20 protein-coding genes are annotated in these 20015 nt (G+C 67.3%); 10 read left to right on the top strand and 10 right to left on the bottom strand.

What is annotated here, in order from left to right:
- Positions 1–166: 166 nt before the first annotated feature.
- Complete coding sequence (locus IEW24_RS25455) at positions 167–1258, top strand: RgsD C-terminal domain-containing protein (RefSeq protein WP_188583718.1); 1092 nt, start codon at positions 167–169, stop codon at positions 1256–1258.
- 292 nt (positions 1259–1550) lie between these two features.
- Entirely contained in the window at positions 1551–2024 is a 474-nt protein-coding gene (locus IEW24_RS25450; protein ID WP_188583717.1) for a DMT family transporter, read from the top strand.
- A gap of 63 nt (positions 2025–2087) precedes the next feature.
- Here the strand turns inward: IEW24_RS25450 and IEW24_RS25445 are convergent, their stop codons facing one another.
- The gene (locus tag IEW24_RS25445; protein WP_188583716.1) at positions 2088–2969 is read right to left on the bottom strand and encodes an outer membrane protein; all 882 of its coding nucleotides are present in this window, start codon (positions 2967–2969) and stop codon (positions 2088–2090) included.
- Positions 2970–3155: 186 nt separating this feature from the next.
- Entirely contained in the window at positions 3156–5135 is a 1980-nt protein-coding gene (gene thrS / locus IEW24_RS25440) for a threonine--tRNA ligase (RefSeq protein ID WP_188583715.1), read from the bottom strand.
- 204 nt (positions 5136–5339) lie between these two features.
- Here thrS and IEW24_RS25435 point away from each other — a divergent pair, with 204 nt between their 5' ends.
- The gene (locus tag IEW24_RS25435) at positions 5340–8033 is read left to right on the top strand and encodes a hypothetical protein (RefSeq protein ID WP_188583714.1); all 2694 of its coding nucleotides are present in this window, start codon (positions 5340–5342) and stop codon (positions 8031–8033) included.
- Here IEW24_RS25435 and yidD read toward each other — a convergent pair.
- Together yidD and IEW24_RS25425 are read right to left on the bottom strand one after the other, a co-directional pair.
- Complete coding sequence (yidD, locus tag IEW24_RS28905) at positions 8018–8239, bottom strand: membrane protein insertion efficiency factor YidD (protein WP_244644669.1); 222 nt, start codon at positions 8237–8239, stop codon at positions 8018–8020. The two genes, IEW24_RS25435 and yidD, sit on opposite strands and share 16 nt — an antisense overlap.
- A gap of 209 nt (positions 8240–8448) precedes the next feature.
- The gene (locus IEW24_RS25425; protein ID WP_188583713.1) at positions 8449–8898 is read right to left on the bottom strand and encodes an iron-sulfur cluster assembly scaffold protein; all 450 of its coding nucleotides are present in this window, start codon (positions 8896–8898) and stop codon (positions 8449–8451) included.
- Positions 8899–9207: 309 nt separating this feature from the next.
- Here IEW24_RS25425 and folE point away from each other — a divergent pair, with 309 nt between their 5' ends.
- The 3 genes from folE to IEW24_RS25410 all read left to right on the top strand — a co-directional run bounded on the left by folE (position 9208) and on the right by IEW24_RS25410 (position 11688).
- Positions 9208–9897 (top strand): GTP cyclohydrolase I FolE, encoded by a 690-nt coding sequence (gene folE / locus IEW24_RS25420; protein WP_188583712.1) that lies wholly within the window; start codon positions 9208–9210, stop codon positions 9895–9897.
- A 34-nt stretch (positions 9898–9931) separates the two neighbouring features.
- Complete coding sequence (gene hisI / locus IEW24_RS25415; RefSeq protein ID WP_188583711.1) at positions 9932–10405, top strand: phosphoribosyl-AMP cyclohydrolase; 474 nt, start codon at positions 9932–9934, stop codon at positions 10403–10405.
- A gap of 254 nt (positions 10406–10659) precedes the next feature.
- Positions 10660–11688 (top strand): patatin-like phospholipase family protein, encoded by a 1029-nt coding sequence (locus IEW24_RS25410; protein ID WP_188583710.1) that lies wholly within the window; start codon positions 10660–10662, stop codon positions 11686–11688.
- A 16-nt stretch (positions 11689–11704) separates the two neighbouring features.
- Here IEW24_RS25410 and IEW24_RS25405 read toward each other — a convergent pair whose 3' ends face one another.
- Together IEW24_RS25405 and IEW24_RS25400 are read right to left on the bottom strand one after the other, a co-directional pair.
- Positions 11705–12136 (bottom strand): CBS domain-containing protein, encoded by a 432-nt coding sequence (locus IEW24_RS25405; RefSeq protein ID WP_188583709.1) that lies wholly within the window; start codon positions 12134–12136, stop codon positions 11705–11707.
- A gap of 160 nt (positions 12137–12296) precedes the next feature.
- Positions 12297–13055: a rhomboid family intramembrane serine protease gene (locus IEW24_RS25400; protein ID WP_244644662.1), complete on the bottom strand. Its 759-nt coding sequence runs from the start codon at positions 13053–13055 to the stop codon at positions 12297–12299.
- A 287-nt stretch (positions 13056–13342) separates the two neighbouring features.
- On the opposite strand from IEW24_RS25400, the gene IEW24_RS25395 reads away from it, so the two are divergent.
- Positions 13343–13984 (top strand): transglutaminase-like cysteine peptidase, encoded by a 642-nt coding sequence (locus tag IEW24_RS25395; RefSeq protein WP_244644661.1) that lies wholly within the window; start codon positions 13343–13345, stop codon positions 13982–13984.
- 24 nt (positions 13985–14008) lie between these two features.
- Here the strand turns inward: IEW24_RS25395 and IEW24_RS25390 are convergent, their stop codons facing one another.
- From IEW24_RS25390 to IEW24_RS25375, 4 genes are all read right to left on the bottom strand, one after another.
- Positions 14009–14539, bottom strand: a complete 531-nt coding sequence (locus tag IEW24_RS25390) for a gamma carbonic anhydrase family protein (protein WP_188583707.1) — start codon at positions 14537–14539, stop codon at positions 14009–14011.
- A gap of 70 nt (positions 14540–14609) precedes the next feature.
- Positions 14610–14975 carry a lysozyme inhibitor LprI family protein gene (locus tag IEW24_RS25385; RefSeq protein WP_244644660.1) on the bottom strand — a complete coding sequence of 122 codons (366 nt, stop codon included), beginning with the start codon at positions 14973–14975 and terminating at the stop codon, positions 14610–14612.
- Positions 14972–15691 (bottom strand): 7-cyano-7-deazaguanine synthase QueC, encoded by a 720-nt coding sequence (gene queC, locus IEW24_RS25380; protein WP_188583706.1) that lies wholly within the window; start codon positions 15689–15691, stop codon positions 14972–14974. The genes IEW24_RS25385 and queC overlap by 4 nt, the downstream gene beginning before the upstream one ends.
- Positions 15688–15990, bottom strand: coding sequence for a BolA family protein (locus IEW24_RS25375; protein ID WP_188583705.1), 303 nt, complete (start codon positions 15988–15990; stop codon positions 15688–15690). The genes queC and IEW24_RS25375 overlap by 4 nt, the downstream gene beginning before the upstream one ends.
- Positions 15991–16436: 446 nt before the next feature.
- Here IEW24_RS25375 and IEW24_RS25370 point away from each other — a divergent pair, with 446 nt between their 5' ends.
- From IEW24_RS25370 to cobT, 3 genes are all read left to right on the top strand, one after another.
- Positions 16437–16898, top strand: a complete 462-nt coding sequence (locus IEW24_RS25370) for a J domain-containing protein (RefSeq protein ID WP_308469038.1) — start codon at positions 16437–16439, stop codon at positions 16896–16898.
- A gap of 120 nt (positions 16899–17018) precedes the next feature.
- Positions 17019–18002 carry a cobaltochelatase subunit CobS gene (cobS, locus tag IEW24_RS25365; protein WP_188583703.1) on the top strand — a complete coding sequence of 328 codons (984 nt, stop codon included), beginning with the start codon at positions 17019–17021 and terminating at the stop codon, positions 18000–18002.
- Positions 18003–18106: 104 nt separating this feature from the next.
- Positions 18107–20005: a cobaltochelatase subunit CobT gene (gene cobT / locus IEW24_RS25360; protein ID WP_188583702.1), complete on the top strand. Its 1899-nt coding sequence runs from the start codon at positions 18107–18109 to the stop codon at positions 20003–20005.
- The last annotated feature ends 10 nt before the right edge of the window (positions 20006–20015 follow it).

Here is a 20015-nt window from a genome sequence, read left to right as displayed (position 1 = left end):
GCCGGACACGGCGCCGGATAAGGCCCCCGGACGGGCGCCTCGGGATGGGACCGCCCCGGTGAGGGGCGGCGTCGGCGTCATCTATCACAGCCCGCGCGACCGGCCAAAGCCGGACGCGGCGCACGGCGGACTTGAAACGGCCGGGATTTCAGGGCACCTCAGCGCCATGCGCCGCCCTGACCGTGCTTTCACGATCGCGTGGAAGCGATTCACCCTGCTTCCACTGCTCGCCCAGATCCTGCTCGCCCTGGTCCTGCTGCCGGCGACGGCGGATGACGTGCGCGCGCAGAGTTCCGCTTTGCCCTTCGCGGGCGCGACCGCGCCCCCGTCCAGCGGCTTCTCCGTGCCCATGCCCATCGCGCCGACCCAGCAGCAGGGTCGCCCCGGCGCGGCCCCGGCGGCACCGGGTGCCCCGCGCGAGCCCCACGCGGTCCTGCCGCAGGCCCCCGCCGGCAAGGTGACGCTCGGCGTGTTCGCCAGATTCGGCACCGATGGCGCCCCCATTCCGCGCGCCCTCAACTGGCGCGTCTTCGCCGACACGCCCGAGGCGTCGGGCGCCTTCCCGCTGGTGGCGGAGAGCACGGAAGCGGCGCCCGTCTTCTTCCTCAATCCCGGCGGCTACATCGTCCACGTCACCTATGGCTACGCCTCGCAGGCCCAGCGCATCGTGCTCGGCGCGACCTCGCGGCGCGAAGCCTTCGTCATGCCGGCCGGTGGCCTGCGCCTGCAGGCGGACGTGGAGAACAAGGCCATCACCAACCAGAAGGTGTCCTTCGACATCTTCGAAGGCTCCTTCCTGCAGGGCCGCACCTCCACCCAGCCTTACTACCGGGGCGCGCTGGCCAATGAGGTGATCCTGCTGCCCGAGGGCACCTATCACGTGGTGTCCACCTATGGCGACGCCAATGCCGTGGTGCGCGCCGACGTGACCGTGCAGGCCGGCAAGCTGACCGATGCCACCGTCCACCACCGCGCGGCGCAGATCACCCTGAAACTGGTCAAGGAGGCCGGCGGCGAGGCGCAGGCGGACACCCAGTGGCAGGTGATCACGCCCGGCGGCGACACCATCAAGGAATCCATCGGCGCCTTCCCCACCTTCATCCTGACGGAGGGGGACTACATGGCCATCGCCCGCAACGATGGCCGCGTGGTCAGCCGCGACTTCAAGGTGGAGGCGGGCAAGGACCGCGAGGTGGAAGTGATCGCCAACCGGGGCAATGCGGCGGGTGCCGCCAGCAAGGCTTCCGCGCCCCGCTGATCCGGTTGCGGGGCTCATACGACTTCCGCCCGGCGGGATGACGTCCCAGAGCGTTTCATTGTTTCATGGAAACACTGAAACACTCCAACTTATTGATAGAGAATGTTTTTCGACTTGGATTGCGGAGCAATCAAAGCCGGACATGCTCTATGCACACGCCTGAGGTCGTTCCGAGATCCATTCGGCGCGCCCTTCCCCCTCCCCCTCCTTCCCCCGCAAGCGGGAGAGGGAGCCTGTCGCGCGAGCCGCACCGACGCGCGCGGAAACCTGCCGGCATGGCCCTGGAGTCCCCATGAACCTCCTGCAGTATCTCAGCGCGCTGATCATCGGCGGCTGCATCGCCTTTCAGGCGCCGGTCAACAACCAGCTCGCCGTCGCCTTCGGCAACGATGTGGTGCTGGCCTCGCTGACCTCGTTCTTCGTCGGCATGGTGCTGCTGCTGGTGCTGGCCCTGATCGGCGGCAACCTGCCGGCCGCGCTCGCCATCGTGCCGAACCAGCCCTTGTGGAAATTCTCCGGCGGCCTGCTCGGCGTCGCCTACATGTTCGGGGCGGTGTATCTGGTGCCGCGCATCGGGCTGGCCAGCCTGCTGGCACTGGTGATCGCCGGCCAGATCCTCACCTCGCTCACCATCGACCATTTCGGCCTGCTGGGACTGATGGAGCGCCGGATCAGCCTCCTGAAGGTGGCGGGCGCCGTGCTGACCCTCGGCGGCGTGGTCATGATGCTGTTCGGTGATCGGCTGCTCGCCGCCTGGCGGGCGTGATCCTAAAGGGCGTGATCTTGGCGGACCTGATCGGCGGGGCCGCGCACGGCCCCGCCCGTTTCCTCAGAAGGCCCTGTTGAGCGTCAGCGAGAGCGTCTGCACGTCCGACGTTCCGGAATAGTAACCGAACGCAACGCCATTGAAGGTCAGGCCGTTATGCACGGTGCTGAACGGCGCGGCGAAGTGGTTCTCCTTCGTGCCGTACATCGTGTAGGAATAGTTCAGGTCGATGAACCAGTCCGGCGTGATGAAATAGGTCGCGCCCGCCAGCAGCGTGGCGCCCCAGACCCAGTTGGTGCTGGAGAAGCTGTCCGGCGCGCCGGTAATGTCCGAGGTCTGGCCGAACAGGTCGGCGAAGCCGATGAGCCCGTTCAGCTCGGACTTCATGCGCGCCAGCGAGGGGCCGGCGCCGCCATAGACATAGCCCTTGTCGAAGGCATAGCCGAGGAAGGGCACCAGATCGATCTGGTTGTCCACCTTCAGCACCGACTGATGCGCATACACATTGCCGAGCAGATCGCCGGTGACGCCGCCCACATATCGGCCGGCCTGCGGGATGAGGAAGTTGTCCTGCGTGGAGGAGGCGCCGAGGTAATTGTAGGAGAACTTCGCGCCCCACAGCCAGTTGCTGCCGGCGAAGCGCTGGAAATAACCGAACTGCAGCATGGGCGAGATGTCGGTCTGGGCCGGCAGATACGGCGAGGTGGAGCCACCCGCCTCGCCCTGCGCATAGAGCCCGGCGCTGTTGTAGATGTTGCTGAGCCCCTGCCCGAACACGTCCTGGTTCGGATAGGTGGAGCTGTTGAGACTGCCGCCGGCGCCGACGAAGAAGGCACGGTCGGGCACGCTCGATCCGGCAGGCAGGGCTTGCGCCATCGCGCCACCGCACATCATCAGCAGTCCCCCCACCGCTGCACTTATCGTCCACTTGCTCATCATCGCCATTGACCCTCTCGCCCGCAGGCACCGAACGCAAGCTAGACAATCGAAGCTTGCCGGTACGGTGCACGAGGTGATGCGGTCACATTTCGCCATGGCATAACTCATGGCCAGCATAACTTGCGGTAGCACAACGAAAAACGCCCCGGCGCAGGTTGCGCCGGGGCGTCAGGATCGGGGGCGGAAACCGGCCTACTCGGCCGCAGCCAGCAGGCCCGCGCGGCGCTTCTGGTCCGGCGGCACGGCTTCCTCGGCCAGCAGCTTCAGCGCTTCCTCAAGCGGAAGCACCTTCTGCTCCTGGCTGCCGAGACGGCGGATGGAGACGGTGCGCTCGGCGGCTTCCTTCTTGCCCAGCGCGAACTGCACCGGGATCTTGGCCAGCGAGTGCTCGCGGACCTTGTAGGAGATCTTCTCGTTGCGCGTGTCGAGATCCACCTTCAGGTCCAGCGCGCGGGCAGCGGCCACCACCTCGGCGGCATACTCGTCCGCTTCCTGGGTGATGGTGCAGACCGCAAGCTGCACGGGCGCGAGCCACAGCGGGAAGTGCCCCGCGAAGTGCTCGATCAATATGCCCGTGAAGCGCTCCATGGAGCCGCAGATGGCGCGGTGGATCATCACCGGCGTCTTCTTCTGGCCGTCGGCATCCACGTAGAAGGCGCCGAAGCGCTCCGGCAGGTTGAAGTCCACCTGCGTGGTGCCGCACTGCCATTCACGACCGATGGCGTCCGAGAGCGTGTATTCGAACTTCGGCCCGTAGAAGGCGCCCTCGCCCGGCAGGATGCCGGTCTTGATGCGCCCGCCGGACTCCGCCTCGATCTGCTTGAGCACGCGGGACATGACATCCTCGGCGTGATCCCACACCTCGTCCGAGCCCACGCGCTTCTCGGGGCGCGTGGAGAGCTTCACCGTGATCTCCGCGAAGCCGAAGTCGGCATAGGTGGAGAGGATCAGATCGTTGATCTTCAGACACTCGGCCGCCATCTGCTCCTCGGTGCAGAAGACGTGGGCGTCGTCCTGGGTGAAGCCGCGCACGCGCATCAGGCCATGCAGCGCGCCGGAGGGCTCGTAGCGATGCACCGCGCCGAACTCGGCGAGGCGCAGCGGCAGGTCGCGGTAGGACTTCAGGCCGTGCTTGAAGATCTGCACATGGCCGGGGCAGTTCATGGGCTTCAGCGCGAAGACGCGCTCGTCGCCGGTCTCCTCGCCCGCCGACTGCACCTTGAACATGTTCTCCTTGTACCAGCCCCAGTGGCCGGAGGTCTCCCACAGGCTCTTGTCGAGCACCTGCGGGGCGTTGACCTCGTCATAATCGGCCTTGAGGCGGCGGCGCATGTAGGACACGAGGCCCTGGAACAGGCTCCAGCCCTTCGGGTGCCAGAACACCACGCCCGGACCTTCCTCCTGGAAGTGGAAGAGGTCCATCTCGCGGCCGAGGCGGCGATGGTCGCGCTTCTCGGCCTCTTCCAGCCGGTGCAGATAGGCGTCGAGTTCCGACTGGTCCTTCCACGCCGTGCCATAGATGCGGGTCAGCATGGGATTGTTGCTGTCGCCGCGCCAATAGGCGCCGGCCACCTTCATCAGCTTGAAGGCGGTGCCGATCTTGCCCGTGGAGGGCATGTGCGGGCCACGGCAGAGGTCGAACCAGTCGCCCTGCTTGTAGATCTTGACGGTCTGGTCCTCGGGGATCGCGTCCACGAGTTCGACCTTGAAAGCCTCGCCCTTGTCGCGGAACACGCGCTTGGCGTCGTCGCGCGACCACACCTCGCGGGTGAAGGGCTTATCCCGCGCGATGATCTCCTTCATCTTCGCCTCGATCTTCGGCAGATCGTCGGTGGTGAAGGGCTCGTTGCGGGCGAAATCGTAATAGAAGCCGTTCTCGATCACGGGACCGATCGTCACCTGCGTGCCGGGGAACAGCTCCTGCACCGCCTCGGCCAGCACATGGGCGGCATCGTGGCGGATGAGTTCGAGCGCGCGCGGATCATCGCGGGTGACGATCTCGATGCGGGCATCCTGGGTGATCGGCTCGGAGAGGTCCGTCAGCGTCCCGTCGAGGGTGATCGCGACAGCCTTCTTGAGGAGCGACTTGGAAATGGCGGCGGCGACATCCGCGCCACGGGATCCCTCGGGATATTCGCGCTGGGCGCCGTCGGGAAACGTCAAAATCGGCATGCTTCTTCTCCTGCCCACTCCTGCGCACCCCGCAGGTAGGCTCTTGTTGAAGGGGCCTCATGTAGAGCCGTGAGGTGACGAGGTAAAGACCGGGCATGGCGCGGGGCTGGCCGCGATGCGCGCGTGGATACAACAAATACACGCATTGAGGGTACCCGCGGAAAGACGTATCCTGAAGACGATAAGCTTGGTGGGGAGCTGAGCATGTCGGACGCAGCGCATTCCGTTCACGGGTGGCGTGCGTGGTGGCGTTATCGGGCGCATGCGCTCTGGCGCTTTCTGGCGCAATGGATTCCCTGGCTTTGGCAACAGGTGCTGGCCCTCTTCACGGTGGCCTGGGTGTTGCGCGCGCCGGTCCTCAGCCTCGTCGCCGGCTTCCTGCTGTTCGGGCTCGCCCCGCAGGCGCAGGACACGCTCATCCACATCGCCATGGTGGAGCAGGAGGGGGTCCTGCCGGACTATGTCTACAGGGCGCTCGGCCTTGCGGCGTCCACCTTCGTCTTCTGGGCCATGCCCACCCACTATGCCGCGCGCCTGCTGCTGGAAACCGACCGGCGCTATCTGGCCATCTACGGCCCGATATCGTCCTCCGGCGGCATGGCCGGCTGGTGGGCGCTCGGCCTGCAGACCTGGACGCCCCGCCTGCTCGGCGCGGCCACCTTCCTGCCGCCGGCGCTGGGGGCGGTTCTCGCCATCAAGGATCTGCCCCGCCTCGCCCAGTCGGACTATGCCCCGCTCGCCGATGATCTGCGCATCGTCGCCTTGATCCTGCTCGGCGGCGGCGTGGCGTTCCTGATCTATACCCTCTGGCGCCGGCAGGAAGCCGACAGCGGGCTGCTGCACGATCTCGATATCGCACTGGGTGAAAGGTTCGGCCCGTTCCTGCGCTTCATGCGGCTGATCGACAAGGACACCGAGGCCGGGGAGCTGCGGACCATCGGCCGCCTCGTGCTGCTGCTCCACAGCGGCATTGTGGTCGTCATCCTGCTGGCCGATCCCCAGCGTCTGGCCGGCTGGCTGCCGCTGGCCCTCGCCGTGCCCCTGCTGCTGGGCGGCTGGGTGCCACTGCTGTCGGTCATCGGCCATTACGGGCGGCTGATACACGCACCGCTGATCCTCATCTTCATCCTCACCGCGCCGCTGACCACATGGATCGTCGCCAGCGTGGCGCCCCGCTGGCAGGACCATGAGGTGCGCATCGCGCAACCGGCCGCGGTTCCCTCCCCCGGCCCGCCCCCGGCGACCGAAGGCCGTCTCGATCTGGAAACGGCTCTGGCGCGGTGGATGAAGGCCAATGACTGTTTGGGCAACGGCGCCACCTGCCCGCGCCCCATCATCGTCGCCGCCGCCGGCGGCGCCAGCCGCGCCGGTTTCTTCACCGCCAGCACCGTCGGCCATTTCCTCAACGCCAATGACGGCATGGAAGGATGGGACGTGCAGGACGCCGGCCGGCGCATTCCCCGCATGCGGCTCGACAGCGAGATCGTCGCCAACCGCATCTTCGCCATCTCCGGTGTCTCGGGCGGCGCGCTCGGCGCGACCGTGGTGGCCGCCGCCCTCGCCGACCGGCCCAGGAACCTGTCCTCACCCTGCACCATGCCGACGCACCTATTCTGGTACGGCCGGGCCATCCGCACCGCGCAGGACTGCCTCGAAGCGCTCACCGCAGGCGATTATCTCACCCCGGTCTTCTTCGGCCTCGCCTTTCACGACTGGTTCAAGGCCATGCCCTTCGGCCGCGCGTTGGACAAGGACCGGGCCGCCTTGCTGGAGCAGGCGTGGGAAATCCATTTCGCGACCCTCACCGACAGCAAGGCCCGCCGTGAGGATGGGGACCGGGGCCTCTCGCACCGCCTGTTCCAGTCCTCCATGCGCGCAGACGGCCGCTGGGTGCCGCTGCTGGTGCTGAACGGCACATCGGTGGGCACGGGCCAGCGGATCATCACCTCCGACCTGCTGCCGACCTATTGCCCGTCACCGTGGCTGCCCAACTGCCCGGAACGGGAACGGCAGCACATCTTCCGCCAGAGCCTCGACTATCAGGCCCTCATCGCGCCCGATGCCACGCCCGCCCGCGACATCCGCCTCTCGACCGCCGCCAGCAATTCGGCGCGCTTTCCCGTCCTGTCCCCGCCGGGCACCATCCGTGATCCCTCCCTCAACGTGATCGACCGGGTGGTGGACGGCGGCTATTTCGAGAATTTCGGCGCCCTCAGCGCGCAGGAGCTGGCCGAAGCCATGGTGGTGCTCAAACCCGGCCTCGCGCCGTTCTTCCTTGTCATCTCCAATGATCCGGAGGGCACGGCGCTCAGCATCGACGCGGGCATAGATGGCGCGCTGACCGCCGATATCGCCGACGCCCCCTTCTTCAGCGACGTCACCGCCCCGCTCGACGCCATCGGCAAGGTGCGCAGCGGGCGGGGACGGCTGGCTGTCTCCGACCTCCAGACATGGGCCAGTGCCCGTTATTCCGACACCCTGCCCGGCGCACTCGGGCGGCTTTTACCGGACGAAGTCACCCCACCCATGCCGCTCTGCGACACCCATGTGGCGCTGGTCCAGGTGTGGCCGCAGGTGCGCACCCATGGGGTGCAGCCCAACACGCCGACGCACACATCCAACGGCGCCTGCGCCATCACCCGCGATCCCAGCCGACCCGACGATGTGACGGCGGGAGCGCCCGCCCGCCCCTCGGAGCAGCCGGAGCTGAGAAAGGTATCCATGAGCTGGTGGCTGTCGAAACCGGTGCAGGTGAACCTGCGCCAGCAGCTCGAAGCCAGCGGAGACAGCGATTGCAGCAACGACGCAGCCATCGCCGCCGTATGGGAGGCGCTCCAGACCCGCTCGGATGCCTGCTACGCTCCGGGCGGCCCCGAACGTCATCAATCGGATCGTTGACGCCACTGCCCGTAGCGCCATGGCCGGCTCCAGCGCCCTTCCGCCGGCAGGCATTGCGGCACCGGGTCGAAGCCGTGGCCGCCCCATGGATGGCAGCGGCAGACGCGGGCCAGCCCCATCCAGCCCCCCGCCCAGGCGCCGTGGCGCTGGATGGCCTCGTCCGCATAGGCCGAGCAGGTTGGCAGATAGCGGCACTGCCGGCCCATGAAGGCCGACAGCGTGTAGCGATAGAACAGGATCGGCCCGCGCAGCAGCAGGCGCGGCAGGCGGGACAGGCGTCCGCCCAGCCGGCGCCAGAACCCCGGCTCGGGGCCGAAGGGCAGCTGGCCGGGGGGCCTCATGCCGTCCGGCGTGCCCTCATGTCGGGCGCCTTGTCCGATGATCTGACGGTCCACGGATTGTCTCCGTCCGCCCCCTATTCCGCCGGCGCGGTGGTGCGGGCGGCCTCGATCTGGCCGATGGCGTCCACCACCGCATCGAAGGTCAGCAGGGTGGAGGGATGACGGGCCTTGTAGTCGCGCACCGGCTCCAGCACGGCGAGGTCCGCCCAGCGGCCCTCCGGCGGCGGGCCGTTGTCCTTCAGCATGGCGCGCATGCGCTCGCGCAGATCCTTCAGCTCCTGCGCGGTGGCACCCACCACGTGGCTCGCCATGATGGAGGAGGACGCCTGCCCCAGCGCGCAGGCCCGCACCTCATGCGCGAAATCGGTCACGACGCCGCCGTCCATCTTCAGGTCCACCGTCACGGTGGAGCCGCAGAGGCGGGAATGGGCGGTGGCGGTCGCGTCCGGTGCGTCGAGGCGACCCAGCCGGGGAATATCGGCAGCGTGGGCGAGAATGCGGGTGTTATAGACGTCGTTGATCATGCGTCGGGTCCTGACATGCCGTCCGCCAGCCTGCACGAAAGGCGGGACGGCGGGGCATGCCCTGTCGAAAGTCCACGGCCGGAGATAACCGGCCGCGTCGGAAGCGGGGCGGGCACGCGCAACGCGCAATTGCCGCACCGCCGCCAGTTTCTTATATAGGGCGGGATTTAACGGCGGAAACGCCAGAGGCTCAAGAGCGGCAGAACCGAAGCCCGACAACGATACGTCGGCTTCTGTGCCAGGATCAACGAAGCCTAAGCCGGTGACACTCCCGCCCACGCCAAGGGGCGGTCGAACGGAGTTGGGTTGATGGACGCGGTGGTGAAACTCTTCAAGGACGAGGCCGAGACCGAGGCGCGCAAGCGCACGTCCGCCGTCGCCAGGGCCGCATCGGTGAAAGATTCGGCGGTGGTGCCGGACGACCTCGCCCGCCCCTCCCGCGCCGAGGCCGAGGCCGCCATCCGCACCCTGCTCGCCTATATCGGCGAGGATCCCGACCGCGAGGGCCTGCTGGAGACGCCGGCCCGCGTCATCCGCTCCTATGACGAAATCTTCGGCGGCTATAACGAGACCGCCGCCGACGTGCTGGACCGCACCTTCGGCGAGATCGGCAATTTCGACGACTTCGTGCTCCTGAAGGACATTCCCTTCCATTCGCACTGCGAGCACCACATGGTGCCGTTCGTGGGCAAGGCGCACGTGGCCTATTTTCCGGTGGACCGGGTGGTGGGCCTGTCGAAGATCGCCCGCGTGGTGGACACCTTCGCCCACCGCCTGCAGACGCAGGAGCATCTGACCTCGCAGATCACCACCGCCATCGAGGAAGCGTTGAACCCGCGCGGCGTGGCGGTGATGATCGAGGCGGAGCATATGTGCATGTCCATGCGCGGCGTGCTGAAGCCCGGCGTCTCCACGCTCACGAGCCAGTTCACCGGCGTTTTCCGTGACGATCCGGCCGAGCAGGTGCGCTTCATCACCATGCTGCGCGGCCTGCGCTGAGCGCTCCGTTTCTCCAAGCGAACGAGTTCCTGTCATGAGCACCCAGACGCCCTTCTTCCCCGTGGCGGCGAGCCACCACGCGCTTGAGGAAGGCACCGAGCTGGCGCCCCGTTTTGACGCCAACGGCCTCATCACCTGCATCGCGGTCGATGCGGCGACCAACGACGTGCTGATGCTCGCCCATATGAATGCCGAGGCGCTGGCGCTGACCATGCAGACCGGCGAGGCGCATTATTACAGCCGGTCCCGCAAGGCGCTGTGGAAGAAGGGCGAAACCTCCGGCCACACCCAGAAGGTGTCGGAGATCCGCATCGACTGCGATCAGGACGCAGTGCTGATCAAGGTGACGATGGGCGGCACGGGGGCGGCCTGCCACACCGGGCGGCGCTCCTGCTTCTACCGCACCATCCCCATCGGGGCGGCGCCCTCGGCCGACACCGCGCTCGGCTTCACCGGCGATGCGCCCCGCTTCGACCCCAAGGCGGTCTACGGCGGCCACGACCACTGAAGCTGCGCGGACCGGCACCCCGGTCCGGTTGCAGTCACGCTTCCGACATCAAACATTGTAGAGTGCAGCTGAAGGTGAGCTTGCGCCGGATTCAGGAATTCTGAACCCTCGCGGGCGCCATCATCTGTCCGGAGCCCGTTGGCGTTCGCCCGCGCAAGACAGGCGGATGCAAGCGTTCTCTATCAATGTATGAGAGGCGGCCCCAGCCGCCCGGTATATCGGCCGAACGTGCGTGAGGCCAGTTGGAGGCGTAGATGTTCCAAGGCCTCAATCGCCGCCTGCGGGCACCGGATGCCCCGGCGGAGGCCATCGCCATACCCGAGGCCGTGGTGGAAATCCCCGTGCCGCAGGTGAGCCCGCCTTCGGGCCCGCGCATCGGCATCGCGCTCGGCGGCGGCGCCGCGCGCGGCTTCGCGCACATTGGCGTGATGCGGGTGCTGGAAAAGCACGGCATCCGCCCGCATGTGGTGGCCGGGACGTCCATTGGCGCCGTGGTCGGCGGCCTGTGGGCGGCCGGCAAGATCGATGCGCTGGAAAGCTGGGCCCGCAGCCTGAAGAAGCGCGACGTGCTCGGCATGCTCGACTTCACCTTCGGCGGGGCCGGCATCATCGGCGGCCGGCGGCTGGTGGACCTCATGCGCCGGCAGATGGATCCCGTGCTCATCGAGGAGATGAGCCCCACCTTCGCCGCCATCGCCACGGAGCTGGGCAGCGGTCACGAGATCTGGCTGACGCGCGGCGATCTGGTGGAGGCCATCCACGCCAGCTTCTCCTTGCCCGGCATCTTCACCCCCGTGAAGGTGGGCGGGCGCTGGCTGATGGACGGCGCGCTGGTGAACCCCATCCCGGTCTCCGCCGCCCGCGCCATGGGCGCGCGCATCGTCATCGCGGTCAATCTCAATTCGGACGTGTTCGGCAAGGGCACGGTGATCCACGACCACGGCAGCATGCTGGAGACGGCGGAAGCGGCCATCGTCGAGCGCAAGGCGCGCTTCGGCGCCATCCTGCGGCCGGACCGGCTGCTGCGGCGTCAGTTCTTCTCCGGCCCGCCGGATGGACCGCGCGGCATCTCCTCGGTGATGATCGACGCCTTCAACATCACGCAGGACCGCATCGCCCGCTCGCGCCTCGCCGGTGATCCGCCGGACGTGTCCATCTCGCCCAAGCTGGGCAAGATCGGCCTGTTCGAGTTCCAGCGCGCGGACGAAGCCATCGCCGCGGGCGCGGAAGCCGCCGAGAAGATGATCGACGATCTCAAGGCCGCCATGGTGGCGCTGGCCTGACCAGCGCCACGTCTTTTCAGGCGGTCATGATGTAGTCGCGCAGGGCGGCGCTCTCGCGCTCCATCTCCTCCACGCGGAACTTCACCACGTCACCGATGGAGATGATGCCGAGCAGCCGGCCGCCTTCCACCACGGGCACGTGGCGGAAGCGCCCGCGCGTCATGCGCTCCATGACGCCGGGTATGGTCTCGCTGGCGGTGCAGGTGACGACGGTGCGCGTCATGACCGACGACACCGGCTCGGCGAGCACGTCAGGCCCCTTCTCGGCCAGAAGCCGCACCACGTCGCGCTCGGAGAGGATGCCCACCACCTGATCGCCGGCGTCCGTGACCACGATGGCGCCGATGCGGTGCTTGGCGAGCGTTTCGACCGCCTCGCCCAGTCCGATTTCGGGCGAGATGGTGATGATGGACGTACCCTTGGTCTGCAGGATGGCGCTGACGGTCATGTTCATCCTCCGCTGAGACCGTCCCTGCCTCGTGCCGGATGAAATCTTGCGTTGTCTTGTCGCCGACACCGGGACGGTCGAACCCCGATGATCTCCCGCATGGGCCTCGTCCGCAACCCCGCCTGCCGTAGAGACAGGTCGCGGGCCGCGCCGGACACGATCAGGCGGCGGTTTCCTCATGCGGCGCGCGGCGCGGCACGGGATCGAAGAAGGAGAACAGCAGCAGGCCGGCGAAGAAGCCGCCCATGTGGGCCTGCCACGCCACGTTGCCGCCTTCCGCCCCCGGCATGTCGACGCCCGCGCCGAACAGCACATTGACCACCACCCACACGCCCACGAAGCCCAGCACGCGGGTGTCGCGCAACGCCTCGCCAAGGCTTTGCGCGGGCATGTGGTCGGGATTGAAGCCGCGCTGGCGGCTCAGGGATCCGCCGGGCGCAAAGGCAAAGCGCACCGCACCCGCCATCAGGCCCGAGATGGAAGCCGAGGCGCCGATCATGGGCTCCATGGCGTTCGCATGGGTGAGGAGATGGGCCACCGCGCCGGCCACCGCCGTCACGCAGAAGAAGGCCAGGAAGCGGGGTGTGCCAAAACGTCGCGCCACCGGCGTGCCGAAGGCCACCATCCAGATCATGTTGACGCCGAAATGCATCCAGGTGGCGTGCAGGAAGGCGTAGGTGACGAAGGTCCAGATCTCCGCCCCGATACCACCGGCCAGGTGATAGCCCGCCGTGGCGTCATAGCGAACGGGCACGAAGGCGAACAGCTCGAGCACATCGAGATCAGCCGCATCGCTCAGCAGATAGGTGCGCACCCCATGGATCACCGCCATGGCAATGGCCAGCACGGCCACGATGCCCGGGATGTTGAACATCGGCTGGCGGGTGGAGAGACGGTGGGGATCTGAGATGTCGAGCACGTTTCCGCACATAGGCGTCCGCGCCCCTGACGGCAACCGAAAAGGCGCTGCGGACAATCGCTCGTGACCGCCCTCACCGCCCCCCGCTGGCCCGCACGCAAGGCGCAAAAGCCATGCGCGGCCAAGCTTACTGCCAAGCCGCCACAATTACGGAAGTCATGCCGCGTTGCACAAATACACTTCCGGAACGTGCGGAACGCGCATTAAGGTTAAGGAAAGGTTGATGGCGCAAAAGGGGCGTCACTGGGGCATTATCAATTTGTTAACCGCAAGGCTTCCGCTCGCTCATGCCGTCCTTTTCCCTTCGTTTGCTGATGGTCTTCAGCCTGCTGATCGGCGGGCTCGGGACGGCGTCCGCCGCGGGGCAGATGCGCACCGCGAGCCTTCCCCCCGGCCCGCCCGACCATCTCGACGCCATCGGCAACACCAACGCGCCCATCGGCTATGTGCAGTTCTGCGGCGACCACGCCAATGAATGCCGGCCGTCCGGACCGCTGTCCTATGAGACGCATCTGAGCGAAGCGAAGTTCACCGAACTGGAGAAGGTGAACCGCTCGGTGAACGATAGCGTCGAGCCGGTGACGGACATGGACCACTGGGGCGTCACCGAGCGCTGGTCCTATCCGGACGACGGCAAGGGCGACTGCGAGGACTATGTGCTGGAGAAGCGCCGGGTTCTCATGAACCTCGGCTGGCCGGCCTCCGTGCTGCTGATCACCGTGGTGCGCGACAAGGCCGGCGACGGCCATGCGGTGCTGACCGTGGTGACGGATCGCGGCGACCTGATCTTAGACAATCAGGCCCCCGAGATCCTGCGCTGGAAGGAAACCGGCTATCGCTACGTGAAGCGCCAGTCCCAGAACGACCCCAGCCAGTGGGTGTCGCTGGGCGAGACCCGCTCGCCCCCGGTGGTGGGCGGCGGCCGCTGACCACCGCTCACCCGCGCAACGACCTCAGTCGATGCGCTTGAGGCCGGCGGCGAAGCGCTTCCAGTTGTTCTGATAGTGCTCGGAGGTCTTCTTCAGACGCTCCACCATGGCCTCGTCCAGCGTGCGGATGACCTTGGCCGGCGTGCCGACGATGAGGGAATTGCCCTCGAATTCCTTGTTCTCCGTGACCAGCGCATTGCTGCCCACCAGAGAATTGGCGCCGATCTTCGCGCCGTTCAGCAAAGTGGCGCCCATGCCGACGAGGCTGTTCTCGCCCACCACGCAGCCGTGCAGCATGGCCTTGTGGCCCACCGTCACGTTCGGCCCGATGGTCATGGGATAGCCCGGATCGGTATGGAGGACGCAATTCTCCTGCACATTGGTGCCGGCGCCGATGACGATGGGCTCGTTGTCGCCCCGGATCACCGTGCCGAACCAGATGCTGGCGTCTTCCTCGATCTTCACCCGGCCGATGATCACGGCGGTGGGGGCGATCCAGTAGCGGCCGGATGCCGGCAGTTCGGGTTCGACGCCATCGATGGAGTAAAGCGGCATTCTTAACGCTCCGGTGGTCGGGACACCCCGTGACTACACCGGGCGGACCGGCACCGCCAGCCGCGTCACTTCAGAACGGGCCGCGGGCGTAGATGGCCTGAAGCCCCGCATTCAGCTGCGTGATGCGCTGATCATAGGCCTTGCGGATACAGGCGACCCGGCTTCCGCAGGTGGCGCGATAGGCGAGGAAGGCGCGCTGCTGCTCCTGCAGATCGCCCCGCTGCCCCATGGCCACCAGATGCCCGAGCACCTCGTAGAGCGTCGCCGTCTTCACATCGAGGTCGGACAGGTCGCGGTTGACGCAGACCGCCTTCTCGTCCGCCGCCTTGGCCGTCCCGCAATCGAAGCTCGCCGCCCGTGCCGGGACCGAGAACAGGGCGCCGCCCATCAGAGCGGCACACAGCAGGACGGAGAAAGGCAGGCGCGCGCGCATCATCCGGAGACCTTTTCTGCCGTGTAGCGGGAGAACCCATCCGCCCGGAGCTTGCACGCCGGGCACGTGCCGCAGCCATGGCCCCAGGCATGGCGGGCACCGCGTTCGCCAAGATAGCAGGTGTGGGTCTCTTCCACGATCAGATCCACAAGCGTCTGGCCGCCGAGCCGTTCGGCCAGCTCCCAGGTCTGCGCCTTGTCGATCCACATGAGCGGCGTCTCCAGAACGAAGCGCGTGTCCATGCCCAGATTGAGCGCCACCTGGAGCGCCTTGATGGTGTCGTCGCGGCAGTCCGGATAGCCGGAGAAATCGGTCTCGCACATGCCGCCCACGATGTGCTTGAGCCCCCGCCGGTAGGCCAGCGCGGCGGCGAAGGTGAGGAAGATGATGTTTCGGCCCGGCACGAAGGTGTTCGGCAGGCCGCTCTCGCTCATCTCGATGGCGGTGTCGCGGGTCAGCGCCGTGTCGGACACGGCGCCGAGCGTCGCGAGGTCCAGCGTATGGTCCTCACCCAGACGCTCCGCCCACAGCGGGTTGAGGCCCGCCATGGACGTGCGCAGGATCGCGCGGCAGTCCAGCTCCACCTTGTGGCGCTGGCCATAGTCGAAGCCGAGCGTTTCCACCCGGTCGAAGCGATCCAGCGCCCAGGCGAGCGTGGTGGTGGAATCCTGCCCGCCCGAAAACAGGACGAGCGCACCCGAACCGGACGACAGCGTCATGCCGCCCCGCCGGCAGGGACTTCCTCAGGCGTTTTGGCGTCGATGGCCAGCGCGTGCAGGCCACCGGCGATCTCGCCGGCCAGCAGCGCGTTCACGATGCGATGGCGGTCCACGCGGCTCTTGCCGCGAAAGGCATCCGCCACCACCCGCACCCGCAGGTGGGTGATGCCGCCATCCGGTCGGGCGCGGTTATGCGCATGGCCGGCATGGAGATGGCTTTCGTCCAGCACCTGCAGCGCGAGCGGCGAGAGGCCGGCCTCGAGCGTGGTGCGGATCTGGGAGATGTGAAGGTCTGACATGGGCTATCGGTAACGCCGCGCCGGGCCGGCCGTCAATCGCCAGCCGTTGGAGCGCATGGGATACGGACCTCTCACAGGGGCAGGCAGCGCGGCCGCTTGAAAAAGGGGGCGCACCCGGCGTGTCCCCGCCTCGCCCTTCCGCAGGGGGCTGTGCCTCCCGCCTTGCACCGGGGGCGACGCGGCGTATATGAGGGACCGGCGCCCGGTCTTCAGGATGAGCGCCGCGCTTCGGCACACCGACGTGCCCCTGCCCGAGATTCCGAGCCCCTCGCCTTGCCGCCCGGCGGCCCGGCCCGCATACTCTGCCTGCTATGAAAACAGACTCCCCCTTCTTCGACCGGATCCGGGTAAAGCCCACGGAAGATCGGTTGCGGAAGCCCACCTGCCCCGTCTGCCAGTGGCCTGGATGCAACCAGCCCGGCACCCACCGCGCGCCCAAGGGGCGTATGGCGGAGGGAGAGTATTGGCAGTACTGCATCGACCACGTTCGGGCGTACAACCAGTCCTACAACTACTTCGCGGGCATGAGTGATTCTGCCGTCTACGCCTATCAGAAGGACGCGTTGACCGGCCATCGCCCCACATGGCGCATGGGCACCCGCGAGGAAGGCGGCGCCAAGGCGACGGACGGGCGGAGCGATCCTTTCGGCTTCGGTGCGGAAATGGGCGGCCATGCGTCGGGCTTCCAGCCCCGCGAGGAGACGCGCCCCATCCGCACGGCGGAACGGCAGGCGCTGGAAATGCTGGGGCTGGAGATGTCCGCCACGCCGGCGGAGATCAAGGCGCGCTTCAAGGAGCTGGTGAAGAAGCACCATCCCGACGTCAATGGCGGCGACACCTCGGCGGAGGAGCGCCTGCGCAACGTCATTCAGGCGCATAGCACGCTCAAGAAAGCGGGTTTTTGTTGACGACCGGCCTTTGCACCGCGACACGGTGCAGGACGGTTTTTGCACGTGCGGAAAACCTTTAAGGTGCCGCGAAGGACAAATGCGGAAGACATGAGCGCGGCGTTCCGCGCGAACGGAGGCATGATGAGCACCGAGACCGTGGCACCTACCCCCGACATGAAGGTTTCGGTCAGGCAGGTGTTTGGCATCGACATCGACATGGAAGTCCCGGCCTTCTCCGAGCCCGACAGCCATGTACCCGACCTCGATCCCGATTATCTCTTCGACCGCCAGACCACCCTCGCCATCCTCGCCGGCTTTGCACACAATCGCCGCGTCATGGTCACGGGCTACCATGGTACCGGCAAGTCCACCCATATCGAGCAGGTGGCCGCCCGCCTCAACTGGCCGTGCGTGCGCGTGAATCTGGACAGCCACATCTCGCGTATCGACCTGATCGGCAAGGATGCCATCGTGGTCCGCGACGGCCTTCAGGTGACGGAGTTCCGCGACGGCATCCTGCCGTGGGCGCTCCAGAACAACGTCGCCATGGTGTTCGACGAATATGACGCCGGCCGCCCGGATGTGATGTTCGTGATCCAGCGCGTGCTGGAAGTCTCCGGCCGCCTGACCCTGCTCGACCAGAACCGGGTCATCCGCCCCCATCCCGCCTTCCGCCTGTTCTCCACGGCGAACACGGTGGGCCTCGGCGACACCACGGGCCTCTACCACGGCACGCAGCAGATCAATCAGGGCCAGATGGACCGCTGGTCCATCGTCACCACCCTGAACTACCTGCCGCATGACAAGGAAGTGGAGATCGTGCTCGCCAAGTCGAAGCACTATCAGAACCAGCAGGGCCGGGACACGGTGGCGCGCATGGTGCGCCTCGCCGACCTGACCCGCAGCGCCTTCATCAACGGGGACCTGTCCACCGTCATGAGCCCGCGCACGGTGCTGACCTGGGCCGAGAATTCCGAGATCTTCAAGGACATCGGCTTCGCGCTCCGCGTCACCTTCCTGAACAAGTGCGACGAGCTGGAGCGCCCGCTGGTGGCGGAGTTCTACCAGCGCTGCTTCGGGCAGGAGCTTCCCGAAAGCTCGGTCAACGTCGCCCTGTCGTGACGGCCCGCCCCTGCCCTCCGGGCGGGGACGTTCTCAAGAACAGCGCCGCCCCATGGCCGCAGGCCGGCCGTGGGGCGCCCTTCGCGTCCTGACAGGCTGAAGACATGGCTGCTCCGACCAACAAGTCCACCAAGACAGCCCCCAAGGAAGCCCCCGCCGAGCCGTTCAAGCGCGCGGTGGCGAGCTGCTTCAAGGCCATTGCCGGGGTGAGCGAGTTCGAAGTCACCTATGCCTCCGAGCGCCCGAGCCTGACGCCCGACCGGGCGCGCCTGCCCGAGCCGCCGCGCCGCTTCTCCGAGCAGGACGCGGCCATCGTGCGCGGCCATGCGGATTCCATGGCTCTGCGCCTCGCCTGTCACGACGCCGCCATGCATCGGCGCATGGCCCCCAGCGGCGACACCGCCCGCGCGGTGTTCGAGGCGGTGGAGCAGGCCCGCGTGGAAGCGGTGGGCTCCAACCGCATGCTGGGCACCCAGCGCAATCTCACCGCCATGCTGAACGACCGCTACCATCGCGGTCCCTATGCCGACATCACCGACCGTGCCGACGCTCCCATCGAGGACGCCGTTGCCCTCATGGTGCGCGAGCGCCTGACCGGACAGGCCCCGCCGCCCGCCGCCCGCAAGATCGTGGAACTGTGGCGCGACTTCATCGAGGCCCGCGCCGACAAGGACCTCGCCAAGCTCTCCGGCGCGCTGGAGGACCAGCGCAAGTTCGGCGAGATCACGCGCCACCTTTTGTCCTCGCTGGACATGGGCGAGGACACCGGCCTCGACGGCGATGACGACGAAGACGATCTCGACGAGAAGAGCGACGGCCGCGACGAGCAGGGCGGCGAGGAAGGCGAGCGCAGCGAGGACGATACCCAGGAAGGCGCCACCGAGGTGGAAGCCGAGATGGCGCAGGAGGATATGCCCGACAGCGCCGTGGACAGCGAGGCCGGCCCTCCCGCCGACATGCCCGACGATTCGGACATGGGCGATGCGGACGAGGCCGCCGAGCCGTGGCAGCCGCGCAACCCCGCGCCCTACGACCACAAGGGGCCGGAGTATCACGCCTTCACCAACAAGTTCGACGAGGAGACGCACGCCGAGGAGCTGTGCGACGCGGAGGAGCTGAACCGCCTGCGCGCCTATCTCGACAAGCAGCTCAGCCATCTGCAGGGCGTGGTCTCGCGCCTCGCCAACCGCTTGCAGCGCCGTCTGCTGGCGCAGCAGAACCGGGCGTGGGAATTCGATCTGGAAGAGGGCGTGCTCGACCCCGCGCGCCTCTCCCGCGTGGTCACGGATCCCACCGCCGCTCTGTCCTTCAAGCGCGAGCGCGACACCGACTTCCGCGACACGGTGGTGACGCTGCTGATCGACAATTCCGGCTCCATGCGCGGCCGGCCGATCACGGTGGCCGCCACCTGCGCGGACATTCTCGCACGCACGCTGGAGCGTTGCGCGGTGAAGGTGGAAGTGCTCGGCTTCACCACCCGCGCCTGGAAGGGCGGGCAGTCGCGCGAGGCGTGGCTGGCGGCGGGCAAGCCGGCCAATCCCGGCCGCCTCAATGACCTGCGCCACATCGTCTACAAGTCGGCGGATGCCCCGTGGCGCCGCGCCCGGCGCAATCTCGGCCTGATGATGCGCGAGGGGCTGCTGAAGGAGAATATCGACGGCGAGGCCCTCGACTGGGCGCACCAGCGCCTGCTCGGCCGGCCGGAAGCGCGAAAAATCCTGATGATGATCTCGGACGGCGCGCCGGTGGATGATTCCACCCTCTCCGTGAACGCGGGCAATTATCTGGAGCGCCATCTGCGCCATATCATCTCGCAGATCGAGGACCGCTCGCCGGTGGAGCTGATTGCCATCGGCATCGGCCATGACGTGACGCGCTATTACAAGCGCGCCGTGACCATCGTGGACGCCGAGGAACTGGGCGGCGCCATGACCGAGAAGCTGGCCGAGCTGTTCGACGACAAGCCGCCCGCCCCCGCCCCGCGCGGCCGCCGGCTGCACTGACCGGATTTCG

The organism is Azorhizobium oxalatiphilum, assembly GCF_014635325.1.
GTDB lineage: Bacteria > Pseudomonadota > Alphaproteobacteria > Rhizobiales > Xanthobacteraceae > Azorhizobium > Azorhizobium oxalatiphilum.
The sequence above is the reverse complement of the archived record's forward strand: the minus strand, read 5'-3'. Positions and strand labels throughout refer to the sequence as shown.